The sequence below is a fragment of the uncultured Alistipes sp. genome, from assembly GCF_963931675.1.
GTDB lineage: Bacteria > Bacteroidota > Bacteroidia > Bacteroidales > Rikenellaceae > Alistipes.
In genome coordinates, this window is sequence record NZ_OZ007039.1 from 2,791,276 (window position 1) to 2,806,570 (window position 15,295).

A 15,295-nucleotide genomic window follows, 5' to 3' on the forward strand; every position below is an offset into this window, starting at 1 on the left:
AAAAAGATTCTTATGAAAAAAAGCATCATATATTTATTGAGTACCGCGATCATCATCCCGGCATTGGTGTCGTGCAGCGATTTTCTGGATCAGAATCCCGACCTGCGCACGACGCTGGATTCCGAGGAGAAAATCGCCAATATTCTCGTTTCGGCTTATGTGAGCGGATCGGGCAGCTATCAGCTCGTCGCTGAATTGTCGTCGGACAACGTCTGCGACCGAGGTGTCACAAAAGATTACAACCAGTTCTATCAGGATGTTTATGAATGGGCGGAAGATGTAACCAGCAACAACGATGCCCCGCGGAACATCTGGAGCGCCAACTACAGCAACATCGCCAATGCCAATCAGGCCCTCTCGGCTATCGAGGAAATGGGCGGTCCCATCACGGCATCGCTCAAGGCCAGCAAGGGCGAAGCGCTGTTGTGCCGGGCCTATTCGCACTTCGTGTTGGCCAACATGTTCTGTATGCCCTATAACGCCGAAACGGCGGAGAATTATCTGGGCATACCTTATATGGATCATGCCGAAACCGATCTTAATCCCCAATACGAGCGCGGGACGCTCAAAGAGGTTTATGAGAAAATCGGCCGGGACATCGAAGAGGGCATTCCCCTGATCGACGACACATCCTATTCGGTACCCAAATACCATTTCAACTATAAGGCCGCCTGTTGCTTTGCCTCACGCTATTATCTCTTCATCCACGACTGGGACAATGCCATCAAATACGCGACGATGGCGCTGACCTCCAATCCGGAGTCGCTGCTGCGCGATTACGATGCGATCGCAGCCCTGCCCAACAGCTCCAGCCGACATCAGGAATACGTCAATTCATCCAGTAAGGCCAATTTCCTGCTTCAAGCCGCCACTTCGAGCAGCGGACTGGTTTTCGGATGGTACACGACTGCCGGACGTTACGCGCACGGCAAACTGCAGGGAACTTATGAAACCGTTCAGCCCAAAAAAGGCGGCCCGTGGGGCAGCGGAGTGAGCTTCAAGGCCGGGCATGCGGTGCTCGGCTCCTCCGGCAAATACATTCTTCCCCGAACATGGCGCGTATTCCAATATACCGATCCCGTGGCCGGAACCGGCTTTAACAAGGCTGTATCCGTCTTGTTCAGCACCGAAGAGGCACTGCTCAACCGCGCCGAAGCTTACATCATGAAAATGAGCGAAGATCCGTCAAACGCGGACCTCGCATTGGCGGACATGAATCTTTACGCCGGAAACCTCTTCTCATCAGGCTTCACCCCCATGACGCTCGAATCGATCAAGGAATGGGCGACGGTAACCTACAAGGATTATTCGGAACTCTATGTCGGGAAGACTTCGACCACCAGTCCGCAGACGCTCAATCCCAAGAAAAAGCTTTTCGCCGCCCCCTACAACGCGCTGGAAGAGGAACAGGAAAGCATGCTGCAAGCGCTCATCTTCATGCGCCGCTACCAGTTCCTCCACGAAGGCATGCGCTGGTTCGACACGCGGCGTTTCGGCATCACGGTCTACCGCTACCTGCTCGACGAGGACGATGAAACCATCCTGCAAATCACCGACAAAATCAGTGATGAAAACGGCACACCCGATCCCCGCCGGGCTCTCCAACTTCCGTCCGATGTCATTTCAGCCGGTCTGACTCCCAACCCGAGAAACTAAAAACGACACGTATGAAAAAGTCTCTGATTTATATTCCATTTTTAGTCGCACTGATTTCAGTGTGCGTAACATCGTGTTCAAACGATGATGACCTGAGCTCCACCAGCGTGGTTCGGGCGACGGCCACCGAAGAGAACGATTTCGACCGCTGGCTTACCCGCAATTACGTGGAACCCTACAACATCCAGTTCAAATACCGGTTCGAGGACATCGAGTCGAGCATGTCGTATTATCTCACCCCCGCCAGCTACGAGCAATCGGTAGCCATGGCCAAACTGGTGCGCCACATGTGTCTGGAAGCTTACGACGAGATCACCGGCAGCAAAGAGTTCATCAAGAACTATTTCCCGAAAATCCTTTACATGGTCGGCTCCTATGCCTACAAGACCAATGGATCCTTGGTGCTGGGAACAGCCGAAGCCGGGACCAAGATCACGCTCTACAATCTCGACAACCTGAACCCCAAGGCTGTCAATGCGAAAACGGCCTACTTCAAGACGATCCATCACGAATTCGGCCATATCCTTAATCAGACAAAGCCCTATTCGACCGATTTCGCCGAAATCTCGGGCCCCGACTATGTCCAGGATCAGTGTTTCGATATCTACACGACTGACGCAAAAGCATTGCAGGCCGGATTCATCTCACCTTACGCTTCAAAGGCCGACAGCGAAGATTTTGTGGAACTCGTCGCGCTTTATGTGAACCGTACCGCTGATGAGTGGGAGGAGATGCTTGCGACAGCCGGCGACTCGGGACGCTCGAAGATCGAGTCCAAATTCGAAATCGTATACAACTACATGAACAACAGTTGGAACATCGACCTGGACGAATTGCGTGAGATCGTACTGCGCCGGGCTGCCGAAGCTCCCAACCTCGATTTCGAATCTTTAGACGATTAGAACAATTCCGAAACAAACGAATAATAAGACAATATGAAAAAAACAGCAATACTGGCGCTTCTGTCGCTTCCGCTCCTTCTCTCCTCGTGCCTGTTCGACGAGGAGGACGTGTTCGACAAATCCGCGTCGGAACGCATCGAGGCAGCCAAGATTGAGGCCAAAACGGTCCTCGAAGGGGCGCCGAACGGATGGCACGTCCGTTATTTTCCCTCCCCGACCCAGGAATTCGGCGGCTATAACGTATTCTTCAAATTCTCCGAGGGCAATGTCACGATTGCCTCCGAAACCGAGACGGATCCTGCAACCGCTGAGACAAGCCTCTATACACTGGGTGAGGACCTGGGTGTCACGCTCAACTTCGACACGCAGAATTCGGTTATCAACTATTTCGTCCATCCGCGCAACCCCGACGGGCTGGGCTCGACCTATAAGGGAATGGAAGGCGATTACAAATTCACGGTAATGAGCACTTCGCCCGAAGAGGTGCGTCTGCGCGGCATCATCTCGGGCAATACCTACATCCTGACCCCCCTGGCCGACGATGTCGTCTGGGCGACTGAAATGGAGACCTATCAGGACTGTGCCGTGGATATGTCGTTCAACAGCTATTCGTGCGTGGTAAATGGGCAGACTTATCAGACTACCCTTACCAACCGCCGGTTCACGATCAAGCTCGATGATGAAACCACCATCTATGCTCCGTTCATCTACACCAAAGACGGCATCAGTCTCTACGAGCCGATCACGATCGACGGCGTGACGGCACAAGACTTCACATTCGTTGATGAATACTACTTCGTGGAGGCTGGCGGCGCCGACTTCAAAATCATGACACCCGAGCCGGTCCGTTCGGACATCACGTTCCAGGTGGATGTTCCCGACGATACGAAGACCTACAATAAGGTCGTCGTAAATGCGGTTCCCTCGAACGATACGGAGTACTATTACATCGGAGTGATGCTGAAATCCGAATTCGAAGCTCAACACGAAAAGAAACTCCTGCAAAGTCTGGTCAGCACGCTCAACGAAGACATCGGCGCAGGAGATGATGTAGAAACGATCGCAGCAAGCAGACTTCTGAAAGGAACAAGCACTTATACGATGGAGTACCCGAGTTTCTACGACGAATACGTGGCTATCGTATTCGGATGTGCGGTTTCCAATGGATTCATAGTTTCCACAACGTCGATTACCTCAGTACCATTCTCAATTGACTCCTCGCTGCTGCCTTCGGATACCAGCGACCTGTACAAAAGATGGTTGGGCAAATGGAGAGTTACCAGCACCTCGTCGCAGGTAAACGGGGAACCCGTAACATTTGAAATAACCGTAAAACCGGGTACGGTCAATTCTTCCTATATGATCCGTGGATGGGGTATTACGATTTACGGTGACATGTACGATTTGCGAGCCTATTACCAAGCGTCCTATAAAGGAACAAGCACTTCGGCCATTCCGATCCCGGAGTCCACTGGTATTCTGTACACCAAGACCGATAACGATATTTACGGCTACGACGATATTTACCCGATTCGAACACGCTACTCCCGCATTACCTATTCGAGTGGGGCTTATTCGTCATTCACGACGACTCAGACCTCGCCCAAACTCGTTGGTATATATGACGATACGAAGACAGGCGAGGCGAAGATGTACGGCGTCCGTTTCAATACCGGAACCGATTACGTCGGTATAGAGTTCTATCGGTGGTCGGAAAACATGGCATCCTACTACACCTCGCCGACCGTTCGTCCGGGCTATACCGCCAAAGACTTCCCTGTGGGACCATTCACGTGGGTTCAGTTGGTGGATGCCGATGGAAACGTGCTTTCTTCCGACGAAGCCGTTACAACCAACACCGTTGCAACGTCCGGATCAGCCGCAAAAGTTGCCGGTTCGGAGAGTATCGCAGCTTGGGAATAATCCCTTAGCCTCCTGTATAAAAACTGTCTGCGTTAAGCAGACAGTTTTTATTTTGTATTGAGCGTCATGGGTATTTGCAGACTTTGGGCGGAGACCTGTGGGTCGATTGGTTGATAACCGCCCTTCTGGCGCTATTTCACGTAATTAGACTGGATACTATGTTCTGGAGGAGTAAAGTGTAATTTTTAATCAACTCCTAAACTGAGTTGCCATTTCATCATCTGCCACAGGCCCGATTACGATGTCGAAATGGTGTGTTGGATGCACACTGTTTCGGTCCCTGTTTCCCATCACAAAGAGAGCCCATTCTTCATTCGGAGTTGCAAATTCCTTGATCGATAGCTGTAATAGAGGCTGATTCCGTACTCCCTGGACAGGGGTTCGAGGATGTCCGTGCGGTGGATCTCCTTCGTGTCGAGGTTTACAAGGTGGTAGAGGAATCCGTTTGCCGTGTGCTCGACCCGGCAGATGACATAGCGTTCCTGCGACATGTAAGGGCCGAAGCCGATAACGATCTGATTCTCTTGGGCGACTTGGATTTCGGTGTCGGTGGTCGTACCTCCGAACAGGGAATAATACCTGGACATGGTGTTGTGTGTTTAGATGTTAGCAGACGAGAGAGAAGAGGAAGGAAAAGAGGCCGATCAGCACGACGGAGGAGAACAGGCGAGAAGACCCCGCAGGAGGTTAGAGCAGAAGAGAAGGGACAAAACGACCCCAAGAAAGCCATTCCCGAAGAGGTGGAAGTAGAGGACTGCCGCCCCGAGTTGAGCCGCCGCCCGTACCCCCAAACCGATGCTGAGTGGAAGGTTGGAGGTTTTCTGGTTCCTGTTGTTTTTCGTTGTGCTTTTCATAGCCTTCGACTTTTTTTTATGCCGTAGCGGAGCCGGTATGGATGGTATCTTGGTTCAGGAGCTATGCAAGGCCGGGCTTAGCCCGAGCAAGATTTTTGCGCCAAATACGCTCGCCCGCAGGGAAAGAGGAAGATTTTGCGCAAAACCCCCGAGGGGCCTGATCTTGAACGGGCGTGAAGCCCGAAGATACCTTCGCTGCTGAACCGGGATACCTTCCATCCGATCCGGGAAGGTGGTCGTGAAGGAGGAGAAGGTTATAGGAAAAGGATAACGAAAAATGCGAACGCAGGTAGGGGTGATTATTCTTTAATCACTGCGGAATGCAGAATCGCATTCCGAAGGATTCCATCAGATAAGATGCTATGATGGATTATAGGTATAATAATAAGAGCAACACCGTATTGGCGTTGCTCTTACGATAAATGGTTTTGTAAATTTAGCTCACCGGATATTGATCGTCTAAATCGAACGGCATGACGACCATTTTGTGTTGCGGACGGTAAAGCAACCATTTCCGGAAGGCTTCGGATTCCATGGTGCGAACTCTAAATGACAGAGCCGCGATCATCTCCAGATTGTAAAGATCCACATAGCCGGACATTTGATGCGTGTGAAATTCATCCATCCGTTTGTCTTTGTAGATTGCCCGAATATTGCTGCTGATGGCAGCCGGGAAAACCCCGAAGAGCCGGGCTATCTGCAACTGTGTCATCCAAACCGTTCCATCGGGTGAGAGGTGAACCGTAACACGATTGTTTTCTGCGTCAATGGTTATTGAACCGAATTTTATCTCGTATGCCTCCATAATTATGTTGCAGTGTTTTATTATATAACGCTTGTCGTGCGGTGTTTTCGTGTGCCGACGTGATTGAGTTTTTGGGCCAGTAAATCCATGTCCTTGCTGACTTTTCGGTCTGTGATTCTGGCGTAGATCTGCGTGGTGCGGATATTCGTATGACCGAGAATCTTCGAGACGGTTTCGATGGGCACGTCGTTGGCCAGCAGCACCGAGGTGGCGCAGCTGTGCCTTGCCATATGGAAGGTCAGTTTCTTGTTTATCCCGCACATGGCGGCAATCTCCTTCAGATAGTCATTCACCCGCTGGTTGCTGATTACGGGCAGCAGTTTTCCGTCGGGGAGCTTACCCTTGTACTTTTTCAGGATGGCAATCGGAATATCCAGCAGACGGATCGATGCCGTTACCTTGGTCTTGTGCCGTTTGCGGATGATCCAGAGGTTGCCGTCGAAGCCGGTGCTGATGTCGTCGGGCTGCAGCTCGCAGACGTCGATATAGGAGAGAGCCGTGAAGCAGCTGAAGATAAACAGGTCGCGGACCTGTTCAAGCCGTCGGGAGGGGAACGTGTGGTGGTAGATGGCCATAATCTCCTCCATGGTCAGGTACCCGCGGTCGGTTCGTTCGAACTTGACCTTGAAGTTTCCGAAGGGATCTGCGAAGAGCATACCCGTATTCTTGGCGAAATTGACCACGGTGCGGAGCCGCTGGACGAATTTCATGGCCGTGTTGTGGTTGCAGCCGTGGACATTTTCGTTGAAGAGCAGGAAATTTTCGACGAACAGGACGTTGATATCCTTCAGCGGCATGTCCGACACGGAATACTTGTATTTGATAAACTCTTCGAGCCGGCGCCTGGTCAGCTCGTAGCGCCAGTAGGTTTTATTGGTCGGATCCATCTTCACCTTCTGCAGATACTGCTCGTTGTGCTGTGCAAAGAATTCGAGGATGGTGCGCGTTTTTTCTGTTTTTCCCAGGTAGGCGTCTCTGACTCGCTCGGCCGTAACGTAACCATCGATATCAAGAAGAGTATGATAATGTCTCTGGACCTTCATCTTGATATCTTCAAGTAACAGGTTGATTCTCACCGATTCGGTAGTTCGACCAGCGGCTTTTCCCAAAGAGACGCTCCACAGTTTGGGGTCTATTTCCAGTTGGGTGTTAAACTGGCTGATGGCCTGATCGACGGTAATGCGGGCAATAATTGGCGCTTTTCCGGTCTTTTTGACCGCGTTTCTCTTCACATAGAAGAGTACCTTGAAAGTGTTTTTCATAACCTCATTCTTTAGGTTGTAAAATTATTGTAATTAGTTAAAAATGAGGAGTATAAAACACAGACAAATTGCGACAGGAAGCTGCCAATTTGCGACTTTTTGTGACCTAAAATTGAAAAACAAAAATCGGTCACGAATTGGTCACAAAACTCTGTCAAAATATGGCTGTTTTGTGTCCGAAATTGGCTGACCGACTCAATAAAAAAATCTCACAATACCCTGATATTGTGAGATTTGGCTAATTTTTGTCCGGATTTGTCCGGATAGGTGGTGAACCCGCTGGGGCTCGAACCCAGGACCCCAACATTAAAAGTGTTGTGCTCTACCTGCTGAGCTACGGATTCTCCCGAGCCAAAAGGTTTGAATCTCCGTTTTGGTGGTGCAAATGTACGGATTTATTTTGAATTTCCAACATCCGACCTGAAAAATTCTGCAAATATCGCTTTTCGATTGCTTCCTTGCTTCGTATTCCCGTTCCCGACATTCCCGATTGCGAAATTTCCCGTGCCGATTTTGTTTTGCCGAAATAAAAAGATAATTTTGTAGTCGTTAAACCCGAAAGTTCACTTTTAAACCCTGTATATCTATGTGTAAAGCGCTGATTATCGGAGCCGGAGGTGTTGGGACCGTGGTGACCCAGAAGATTGCCGCCAATCCCGTCTTCACGGATGTGATGCTGGCCAGCCGTACCAAATCCAAATGCGATGCCGTGGCTGCGGCCATCGGCGGCAACCGTGTGAAGACCGCCGAGGTCGATGCCGACAACGTGCCGCAGCTGTGCGAGTTGTTCCGGTCCTTCAAGCCGGATATCGTGGTCAACGTGGCGCTCCCGTACCAGGATCTGACGATCATGGATGCCTGCCTGGAGTGCGGCTGCAACTACCTCGACACCGCGAACTACGAGCCCCGCGACGAGGCGCATTTCGAATATTCGTGGCAGTGGGCCTACCAGGACCGCTTCAAGGCTGCGGGGCTGACGGCGATCCTCGGCTGCGGCTTCGACCCGGGCGTGACGGCGATCTTCACGGCCTACGCCGCCAAACACCACTTCGACGAGATCCACTACCTCGACATCGTGGACTGCAACGCCGGGAACCACGGCATGGCCTTCGCCACGAACTTCAACCCCGAGATCAACATCCGCGAGGTGACCCAGAAGGGCCGCTACTACGAGAACGGACGGTGGGTCGTAACCGAACCGCACGAGATCCACAAGCCGCTGAACTACCCGGGGATCGGCGAGCGCGAATCATACGTAATCTACCACGAGGAGCTGGAGTCGCTGGTGAAGAACTACCCGACGATCAAACGGGCGCGCTTCTGGATGACCTTCGGGCAGGAGTACCTGACACACCTGCGCGTGATCCAGAACATCGGCATGGCGCGCATCGACCCGATCATTTACAATGGGGTGGAGATCGTTCCGATCCAGTTCCTGAAGGCGGTGCTTCCGGACCCGAAGTCGCTGGGTGCGAACTACCACGGCCAGACCTCGATCGGCTGCCGGATCCGCGGCGTGAAGGACGGCAAGGAGCACACCTATTATATCTATAACAACTGCGACCACGAACAGGCCTTCAAGGAGACCGGTACGCAGGCCGTGTCGTTCACGACGGGCGTTCCGGCGGCGCTGGGCGCTTCGATGTGGGCCAAGGGGCTGTGGCGCGGAGCGGGCGTCTTCAACGTCGAGGAGTTCGATCCGGATCCGTTCCTGGCGGAGCTGGGTGAGCAGGGCCTTCCGTGGCACGAGCTGTTCGACGTCGACCTGGAGGTGTGATTCCCCGATTAAATTGCGGATGTGTTTTAGCATCCGCAATTTTTTTCTTAAATTTGCTTTGGAACCCCAAATCTGTCCTGCCTATGACATAATCCAATGAATCCTGATCGAGACGCCCGGACATAGGCGTCGAACATATATATAAAAGCGCATTGGCTTTTTTTCTTACTCCCGAAAATTGGACACTTTCGCACAACGTAAGGAACAAAGGTTGATGCTTGCGCTGTTTATCAGCGTGGGCATTGTCTTATATTCTACGTTGTGTGGGTCGTCCAATACCCCGGGAGTGGATATAATGATATGTCCACGTTTTTTTATTGAAACAATCCATTGTTGTTATGAAAAGGTATATTTTACTTGTTTTTTGCATCGTCCTGGGAATTATTTTTTTATACATGCCGCTGGCCTACGTCGAAGCCTTCGGATCCGGCCAGGGCCTCGATTTCGAATACTACATCATATATAGCAATGCCGCCGGCGATGATGTGACCTCGGTCGCCTTGACGATCTCGTTTTTTTCCTATTTTCTGATTTTCGCGGCATTGCTGCTCCGGTGGATCCGGATCGCCAAATGGCTGAGTGCGCTGGCGCTCATTTCTCCGGTTGTTTTGCTGTTTTATCTCGATTTCATAAGCGGTGTGGATTACACCGGCACGTTCGTATATGTATTGTTGAGCGTCGTATTTTTCATTCTTTGCCTGACGCTCAAGCCCAACCGGCGACCCGACAAAAAAACGGCCGGGGCAGCCGAGTACAACCGAAACGAGGATATCGCACGGAATAAGTGGATCAGCGTTTGCTCCTATTTGGGCATTCTGGTGTTGATCCCGCTGTTTGGCGGCAGGGATTCACGCTTCGCGCGCTTTCACGCCAACCAGGGCCTGGTTCTCCTGATCGGCTTTGTCGCCGTGTATGTTCTGAAATGGATCCTGTGGAAAGGCCTGTGGGTATGGCTGATGGAGGATTCGTCCGAACCCGGAGTACCTTGGATATGGGTTGTTTTCAATAAGTTCGAGATATTGGTCACGCTGTTTTTTATTTTCCTGGCTGCATTTGGAATCACCAATGTCCTCCGAGGACGGGAGGAGCGGCTGCCGTTGATCGGGAAAATCCGTTTGCTGAAATAATTCCGTGTCCGATCTTCGCAGAACGGACAAGTAGGTATAAATACCTATTTTGCAAGAAATCATCGGCCGCAAGTCGCTCCGAGCCGATGATTTTCTTATTTTTGTCCCTGTTTTGAGCAAAAAACGACGCGATGATTGACTTTCTGAAACTGCCGTCTCCGTGCTACGTGCTCGACGAGGAGCTGCTGGACCGGAACCTTGCGGTGATCGACCGCGTGCGCCGCGAATCGGGCGCGGAGATCATCGTCGCCTTGAAGGCCTGCGCCATGTGGAGCATCTTCCCGGAGCTGGCGGCCCATGCCGACGGCGCGACGGCCAGTTCGGCGGCCGAAGCGCGGCTCGTACTGGAGGAGTTCGGCAGCCCGGCGCACACCTACGCTCCCGTCTATACGGATCGCAACATCGACGAAATCCTGCGCTGCAGCAGCCACATCACCTTCAACTCCCTCACGCAGTACGAACGTTTCGGACAGCGGGCCCTGATCAACGGGCTCTCGTGCGGCCTGCGCATCAACCCCGAGTATTCGCCCGTGGAGACCGACCTCTACAACCCCTGTGTGACGGGTTCGCGGCTGGGCGTCACGGCCGAACAGCTGGCCGCCTGCGGGGGCCTTCCCGAGGGGATCGAGGGGCTTCACTTCCACGTGCTGTGCGAATCGCGCCCCGAGCACCTGCGGCGGGCGCTGGAGGCCGTCGAGCAGCGCTTCGGCGCGTGCCTCGATCGCGTGAAGTGGCTCAACATGGGCGGCGGGCACCTGATGACCCACGCCGACTACGACTGCGACGAACTGATCGCCCTGCTGCGTGCGTTCAAGACCCGTCACCCGCACCTGCGACTGATCCTCGAACCCGGAAGCGCCTTTACGTGGCGGACGGGCTACCTGGTCTCGACGGTGGAGGATGTGGTCGTCAACGGCGGCGTGCGCACGGCGATGCTCGACGTATCGTTCGCCTGTCACATGCCCGACTGCCTCGAAATGCCCTACAAACCGGCCATCATCGGGGCGCATGAACCCGCCGACGGAGAGCCGCGCTGGCGGATGGGCGGCACGAGCTGCCTGGCCGGGGATTTCTACGGCGACTGGGCATTCGACCACGAACTGCAGGTCGGCGAGCGCATCGTCTTCGAGGACATGATCCACTACACGATGGTCAAGACGACGATGTTCAACGGCGTGCAGCACCCGTCGATCGTCATCGTGCGGCGCGACGGCCGTGTGGAGATCGTCCGCGAATTCGGCTACGAGGATTTCAAGACGCGGATGTCCTGACGGGCCCGCAAGCCATACGAACACAAACAAGAACCCCAAGATAGATGGAAAAATTCGAACCTACCGCTTATACGCTCGAATGCGTGGCCACGGGCCGCGAGTTCGAGGATACGGGCTGGATGCTCTCCGACTCGCAGTGCAAGGAGCCGTCGCTGATCCGCGCACGGTATGCCAAGAAGCAGATCGAGGTGAAGCCCGCCGAATGGGGGCTCTACCGCTTTGCGGACTGGATGCCGGTGCGCCGGATGCTGAAAGGCTCGTCGGCCCCGGTTACCTATCGCAGCAAGGGCCTTGCCGAGCGCCTCGGACTGGAAAACCTCTGGATCACGTTCAACGGCTATTATCCGGCCATCGGCGCGACGATGACGACCTGCTCGTTCAAGGAGACCGAAGCCTATTCGGTGTGCGGACGCGCGGCGGCCGACGAGGATCGGGTGCTGGTGGTGGCTTCGGCCGGGAATACGGCGCGGGCCTTCGCCAAGGTTTGCTCCGACAATGGCATCAAGCTGCTGCTGTCGGTGCCGTATGACAACATCGACGCACTGTGGTTCGAGAAGCCGCTGAATCCCTGCGTGAAGCTGATCTCGTGCGCCGCGGGCGGCGACTATTTCGATGCTATCCACCTGAGCGATCTGGCGCTCAAGGGCAAGGGCTTCTACGCCGAGGGCGGTGCGAAGAACATCGCGCGCCGCGACGGCATGGCCTGTACGGTGCTGTCGGCCGTAACGACCATCGGCCGCATCCCGGACTACTATTTCCAGGCCGTCGGCAGCGGTACGGGCGCCATTGCGGCGTGGGAGGCCAATATGCGCCTGATCGAGGACGGGCGTTTCGGCAAGAACCTCATGAAGCTGATGGTTTCGCAGAATGCGCCGTTTGTTCCGATGTACGATGCCTGGCAGGCGTCGTCGCGGGCCATGCTGCCCTACGACAGCGACAAGGCACGGCGCGATGCGGAGATCATCGACGCCAAGGTGCTCTCGAACCGCAAGCCGCCTTACAGCCTGGCGGGCGGTCTGTACGATGCACTGAAGGCCACCGGCGGGGAGGTGTTCGCCGTGACGAACGCCATGGCGCGCAAGGCCCGCAAGCTCTTCAAGGAGCTGGAGGGTGTGGATATCTACTCGGCTGCGGGTGTGGCGCTGGCCTCGCTCATCAACGCGGTGAATGCCGGGAAGATCGCCAGGGACGCCACGGTAATGCTGAACATCACGGGCGGCGGTGAAGAGCACTTCAAGGAGGCTAAGGAGCTCTGGTACCTGAAGCCGAGCCTGGTTTTCCCGCTGGATCCCGACACCGACGAGGTGGTCTCGAAGGTCGAGGCGCTGTTTGCCGAGTAAAGGGCGGACTCCGGTCCCGGAGCAATCCAGCCGAATTCAGAAAAAGCGACCTTCGGGCCGCTTTTTTATTTTCCCGAAATACTTATCTTTGTCGGCGGTTCCGCCCGGGGCGAAGCAGCCGGACCCGGAGGGGCCACGGACACAAGTTTTATTAACCCAAAATTCAACATTTATGGAACACATCCAGGCACAGATGCTCCCCGCGGGGATGCGCTGGCGGCGTTGGAACCGCAAGGGCTGGTCGGCCTTTGCGAGTCTGAACCGGAGCGTGTCAATCGGGGTGCTCGCTGTGGGGATGTCGATCCTGCTGCTTGCGACGCCGAGTGCGTTGGCGCAGACCTCCGACACGACCGCGGTCCTGAAGACCCTTCGGATCCGGGAAGTGGGGGTCACGGGGAGCCAGACGGCCCCCACGCGCAACGCCCAGTCGCACACTCCGCTTTTCGACCGGAAAGCCCAGGCCGCGGCGCCTGTCCAGACGCTGGAATCCGCCCTGCGCCTCACGCCTTCGGTCGACATCCGCGAACGCGGGGGGAGGGGAGCGCAGGCCGACATCTACATCCGCGGCGGATCATCCGACCAAACCATGATTCTGCTCAACGGCATCGACTTCACGGATGCCCGCACGGGACACCAGTCCCATGCGCTGCCGGTCGATCTCGACTGCATCTCTTCCGTCGAGCTCATCGACGGAGTTCCGGGCGTGGGGGCCTACGCCGGGGCGGTGAACATCCGCACGGCGCCCCTGCGCCCGACCTATATCCGCTTCGAGGGCTCGGGCGGCCAGTACGGCTACGGCTACGGCAATCTCTCGGGTGCCGTGACGTCGGGACGTTTTTCGGTGCTGGGCGCGGCGTCGTACCGCCGCAGCGACGGCTACCGCCACAACACCGACTTCACGAACTGGAATACCTTTGTCCGGGCGACTTACGACGGCCGCCGGGCGGGCTTCTTCGATTTCCAGGCCGGGTGGCAGGACCGCGATTTCGGCTCGAACGGCTTCTATGCGGCCTACAACCCCGACCAGTGGGAGCATACGGCTACGGCCTTGACTTCGCTGCGGTGGACGAAGCGTGTGGGGCGCTTCTCGCTGGGAGCGGCGGTGAGCTACCGACTGAATTTCGACCGCTACGACTGGACGCGCGGCACGGCACTCAACCGCCACCGGACGGACAATGCCGGGGCAAAGGTGTGGGCCGACTGCAACTGGCGGTGGGGCACGACGACCGTGGGCGGCGACTGGGCCTTCAACCACATCTACAGCACGAACCTCGGCGAACCGCTCGCTGTTCCCGAGGGACACTACACCCGCGCCAAGGCGCGTCATACGGGGAACGTGTGGCTGCGGCACGCGCGGAGCTGGCGGCGTTTCGACCTTGCCCTGTCGGGCGGTGTGAGCCTGACGCCCTACGGAACATCGGCGCTGTGGAGTGCTTCGGCGGGCTATGCGCCGACGGACGGGCTGCGGATCGAGGCCGGGGCGTGGCAGTCGATGCGGCTGCCGACCTTCACCGATCTCTACTACAGCTCCCCGGCACAGATCAACAACTTGGACCTGACACCGGAACGCGCTGTCACATACCGCATCGGCATGAGTTATATGAAGCGTTGCTGGAACCTGTCGGGACAGCTCTACTACCGCCTCGGGCGCGACATCATCGACTGGGTCTGGTACGAGGATTCGGACGAGAGCCCTGCCGCCTGGCGCGGGAAGTGGCACTCCGAGCAGTCGAGCCGTCTCAACACCTTAGGGGTCGAGATTTCGGGCGGTTACGCCGTCACGGAAGGGTTCCTGCGGCGCGTGACGCTCTCCTACGGCTACATCACCAACGACCGCCGCTCGGACCTCATCGCCAGGAGCGCCATGGACTTCATGCGCCACAAGGCGGCCCTGTCCGTCGGTGTGCATTTCCTGCGGCGGCTGTCGCTGACGCTGACCGGCTCGGTTTACGACCGCAACGGCAGCTACACGGCCTATCCCGTCACGGGGAACTCGTCGATCACCGAGGTGCGTGATTATAAACCCTATTTCCTGCTGGACGGACGTCTTGCGTGGGAGAAGGGGTGGTGCCGCCTCTATGTCGACGTTGCGAACCTCACCGATACCCGTTATTGCGACATCGGGGGCATCCCGCTGCCGGGCATCTGGTGCACGGGGGGCGTGGTGCTGACCTTCGGCTCGTGACTTTTTCGGGGAACAGGATTCGGCTCGTCGGGTTTTCCGGCGGAGGCCGGCGCCTCGATTCCCTGTCTCCGGCTGCAATTCAGGACCGCCCGGTCTTCCCGGGCGGTCCTTTCTGTTTTTCGGAAAATAGCGCCTTTTTGTTACGCTCTGTCGGAAAAATTCCGAAAAAATTCGTATATTTGAAGCAGAAGAA

The 15,295-nt window shown here is 55.4% G+C and carries 12 protein-coding genes and 1 tRNA gene; 8 read left to right on the forward strand and 5 right to left on the reverse strand.

All coding sequences use genetic code 11. From position 1 onward, the window contains the following. Positions 1 to 12: 12 nt before the first annotated feature. From ABGT65_RS11840 to ABGT65_RS11850, 3 genes are read left to right on the forward strand one after another with little or no spacing between them, the layout of a single operon-like run. Positions 13 to 1,656: a RagB/SusD family nutrient uptake outer membrane protein gene (locus ABGT65_RS11840; protein ID WP_346702414.1), complete on the forward strand. Its 1,644-nt coding sequence runs from the start codon at positions 13 to 15 to the stop codon at positions 1,654 to 1,656. Positions 1,657 to 1,667: 11 nt separating this feature from the next. After that, positions 1,668 to 2,558: a putative zinc-binding metallopeptidase gene (locus ABGT65_RS11845; RefSeq protein WP_346702416.1), complete on the forward strand. Its 891-nt coding sequence runs from the start codon at positions 1,668 to 1,670 to the stop codon at positions 2,556 to 2,558. A 33-nt stretch (positions 2,559 to 2,591) separates the two neighbouring features. Further along, positions 2,592 to 4,481, forward strand: a complete 1,890-nt coding sequence (locus ABGT65_RS11850) for a DUF4302 domain-containing protein (RefSeq protein ID WP_346702418.1) — start codon at positions 2,592 to 2,594, stop codon at positions 4,479 to 4,481. 189 nt (positions 4,482 to 4,670) lie between these two features. Here ABGT65_RS11850 and ABGT65_RS11855 read toward each other — a convergent pair whose 3' ends face one another. The 5 genes from ABGT65_RS11855 to ABGT65_RS11875 all read right to left on the reverse strand — a co-directional run bounded on the left by ABGT65_RS11855 (position 4,671) and on the right by ABGT65_RS11875 (position 7,746). Further along, the gene (locus ABGT65_RS11855; RefSeq protein WP_346703092.1) at positions 4,671 to 4,817 is read right to left on the reverse strand and encodes a DUF3990 domain-containing protein; all 147 of its coding nucleotides are present in this window, start codon (positions 4,815 to 4,817) and stop codon (positions 4,671 to 4,673) included. Beyond that, a complete protein-coding gene (locus ABGT65_RS11860) occupies positions 4,772 to 5,068 on the reverse strand; it encodes a hypothetical protein (RefSeq protein ID WP_346702420.1) in 297 nt (98 codons plus the stop codon). The genes ABGT65_RS11855 and ABGT65_RS11860 overlap by 46 nt, the downstream gene beginning before the upstream one ends. A 703-nt stretch (positions 5,069 to 5,771) precedes the next feature. Continuing rightward, entirely contained in the window at positions 5,772 to 6,140 is a 369-nt protein-coding gene (locus tag ABGT65_RS11865) for a protein-tyrosine kinase (protein WP_346702422.1), read from the reverse strand. A gap of 20 nt (positions 6,141 to 6,160) precedes the next feature. Continuing rightward, a complete protein-coding gene (locus ABGT65_RS11870; RefSeq protein ID WP_346702424.1) occupies positions 6,161 to 7,402 on the reverse strand; it encodes a site-specific integrase in 1,242 nt (413 codons plus the stop codon). 268 nt (positions 7,403 to 7,670) lie between these two features. Further along, positions 7,671 to 7,746: transfer RNA gene (locus ABGT65_RS11875), tRNA-Lys, on the reverse strand. Positions 7,747 to 7,988: 242 nt separating this feature from the next. Between ABGT65_RS11875 and ABGT65_RS11880 the strand changes: the two genes are divergently transcribed. From ABGT65_RS11880 to ABGT65_RS11900, 5 genes are all read left to right on the forward strand, one after another. Continuing rightward, positions 7,989 to 9,179 carry a saccharopine dehydrogenase family protein gene (locus ABGT65_RS11880; protein WP_346702426.1) on the forward strand — a complete coding sequence of 397 codons (1,191 nt, stop codon included), beginning with the start codon at positions 7,989 to 7,991 and terminating at the stop codon, positions 9,177 to 9,179. A 395-nt stretch (positions 9,180 to 9,574) separates the two neighbouring features. Further along, on the forward strand, positions 9,575 to 10,306 hold the full coding sequence (locus ABGT65_RS11885) for a hypothetical protein (protein WP_346702428.1): 732 nt from the start codon (positions 9,575 to 9,577) through the stop codon (positions 10,304 to 10,306). 131 nt (positions 10,307 to 10,437) lie between these two features. Continuing rightward, positions 10,438 to 11,577, forward strand: a complete 1,140-nt coding sequence (gene nspC / locus ABGT65_RS11890) for a carboxynorspermidine decarboxylase (RefSeq protein WP_346702429.1) — start codon at positions 10,438 to 10,440, stop codon at positions 11,575 to 11,577. A 44-nt stretch (positions 11,578 to 11,621) separates the two neighbouring features. Further along, positions 11,622 to 12,917 carry a cysteate synthase gene (locus tag ABGT65_RS11895; protein WP_346702431.1) on the forward strand — a complete coding sequence of 432 codons (1,296 nt, stop codon included), beginning with the start codon at positions 11,622 to 11,624 and terminating at the stop codon, positions 12,915 to 12,917. A 172-nt stretch (positions 12,918 to 13,089) separates the two neighbouring features. Next, positions 13,090 to 15,102, forward strand: a complete 2,013-nt coding sequence (locus ABGT65_RS11900) for a TonB-dependent receptor domain-containing protein (protein ID WP_346702433.1) — start codon at positions 13,090 to 13,092, stop codon at positions 15,100 to 15,102. The last annotated feature ends 193 nt before the right edge of the window (positions 15,103 to 15,295 follow it).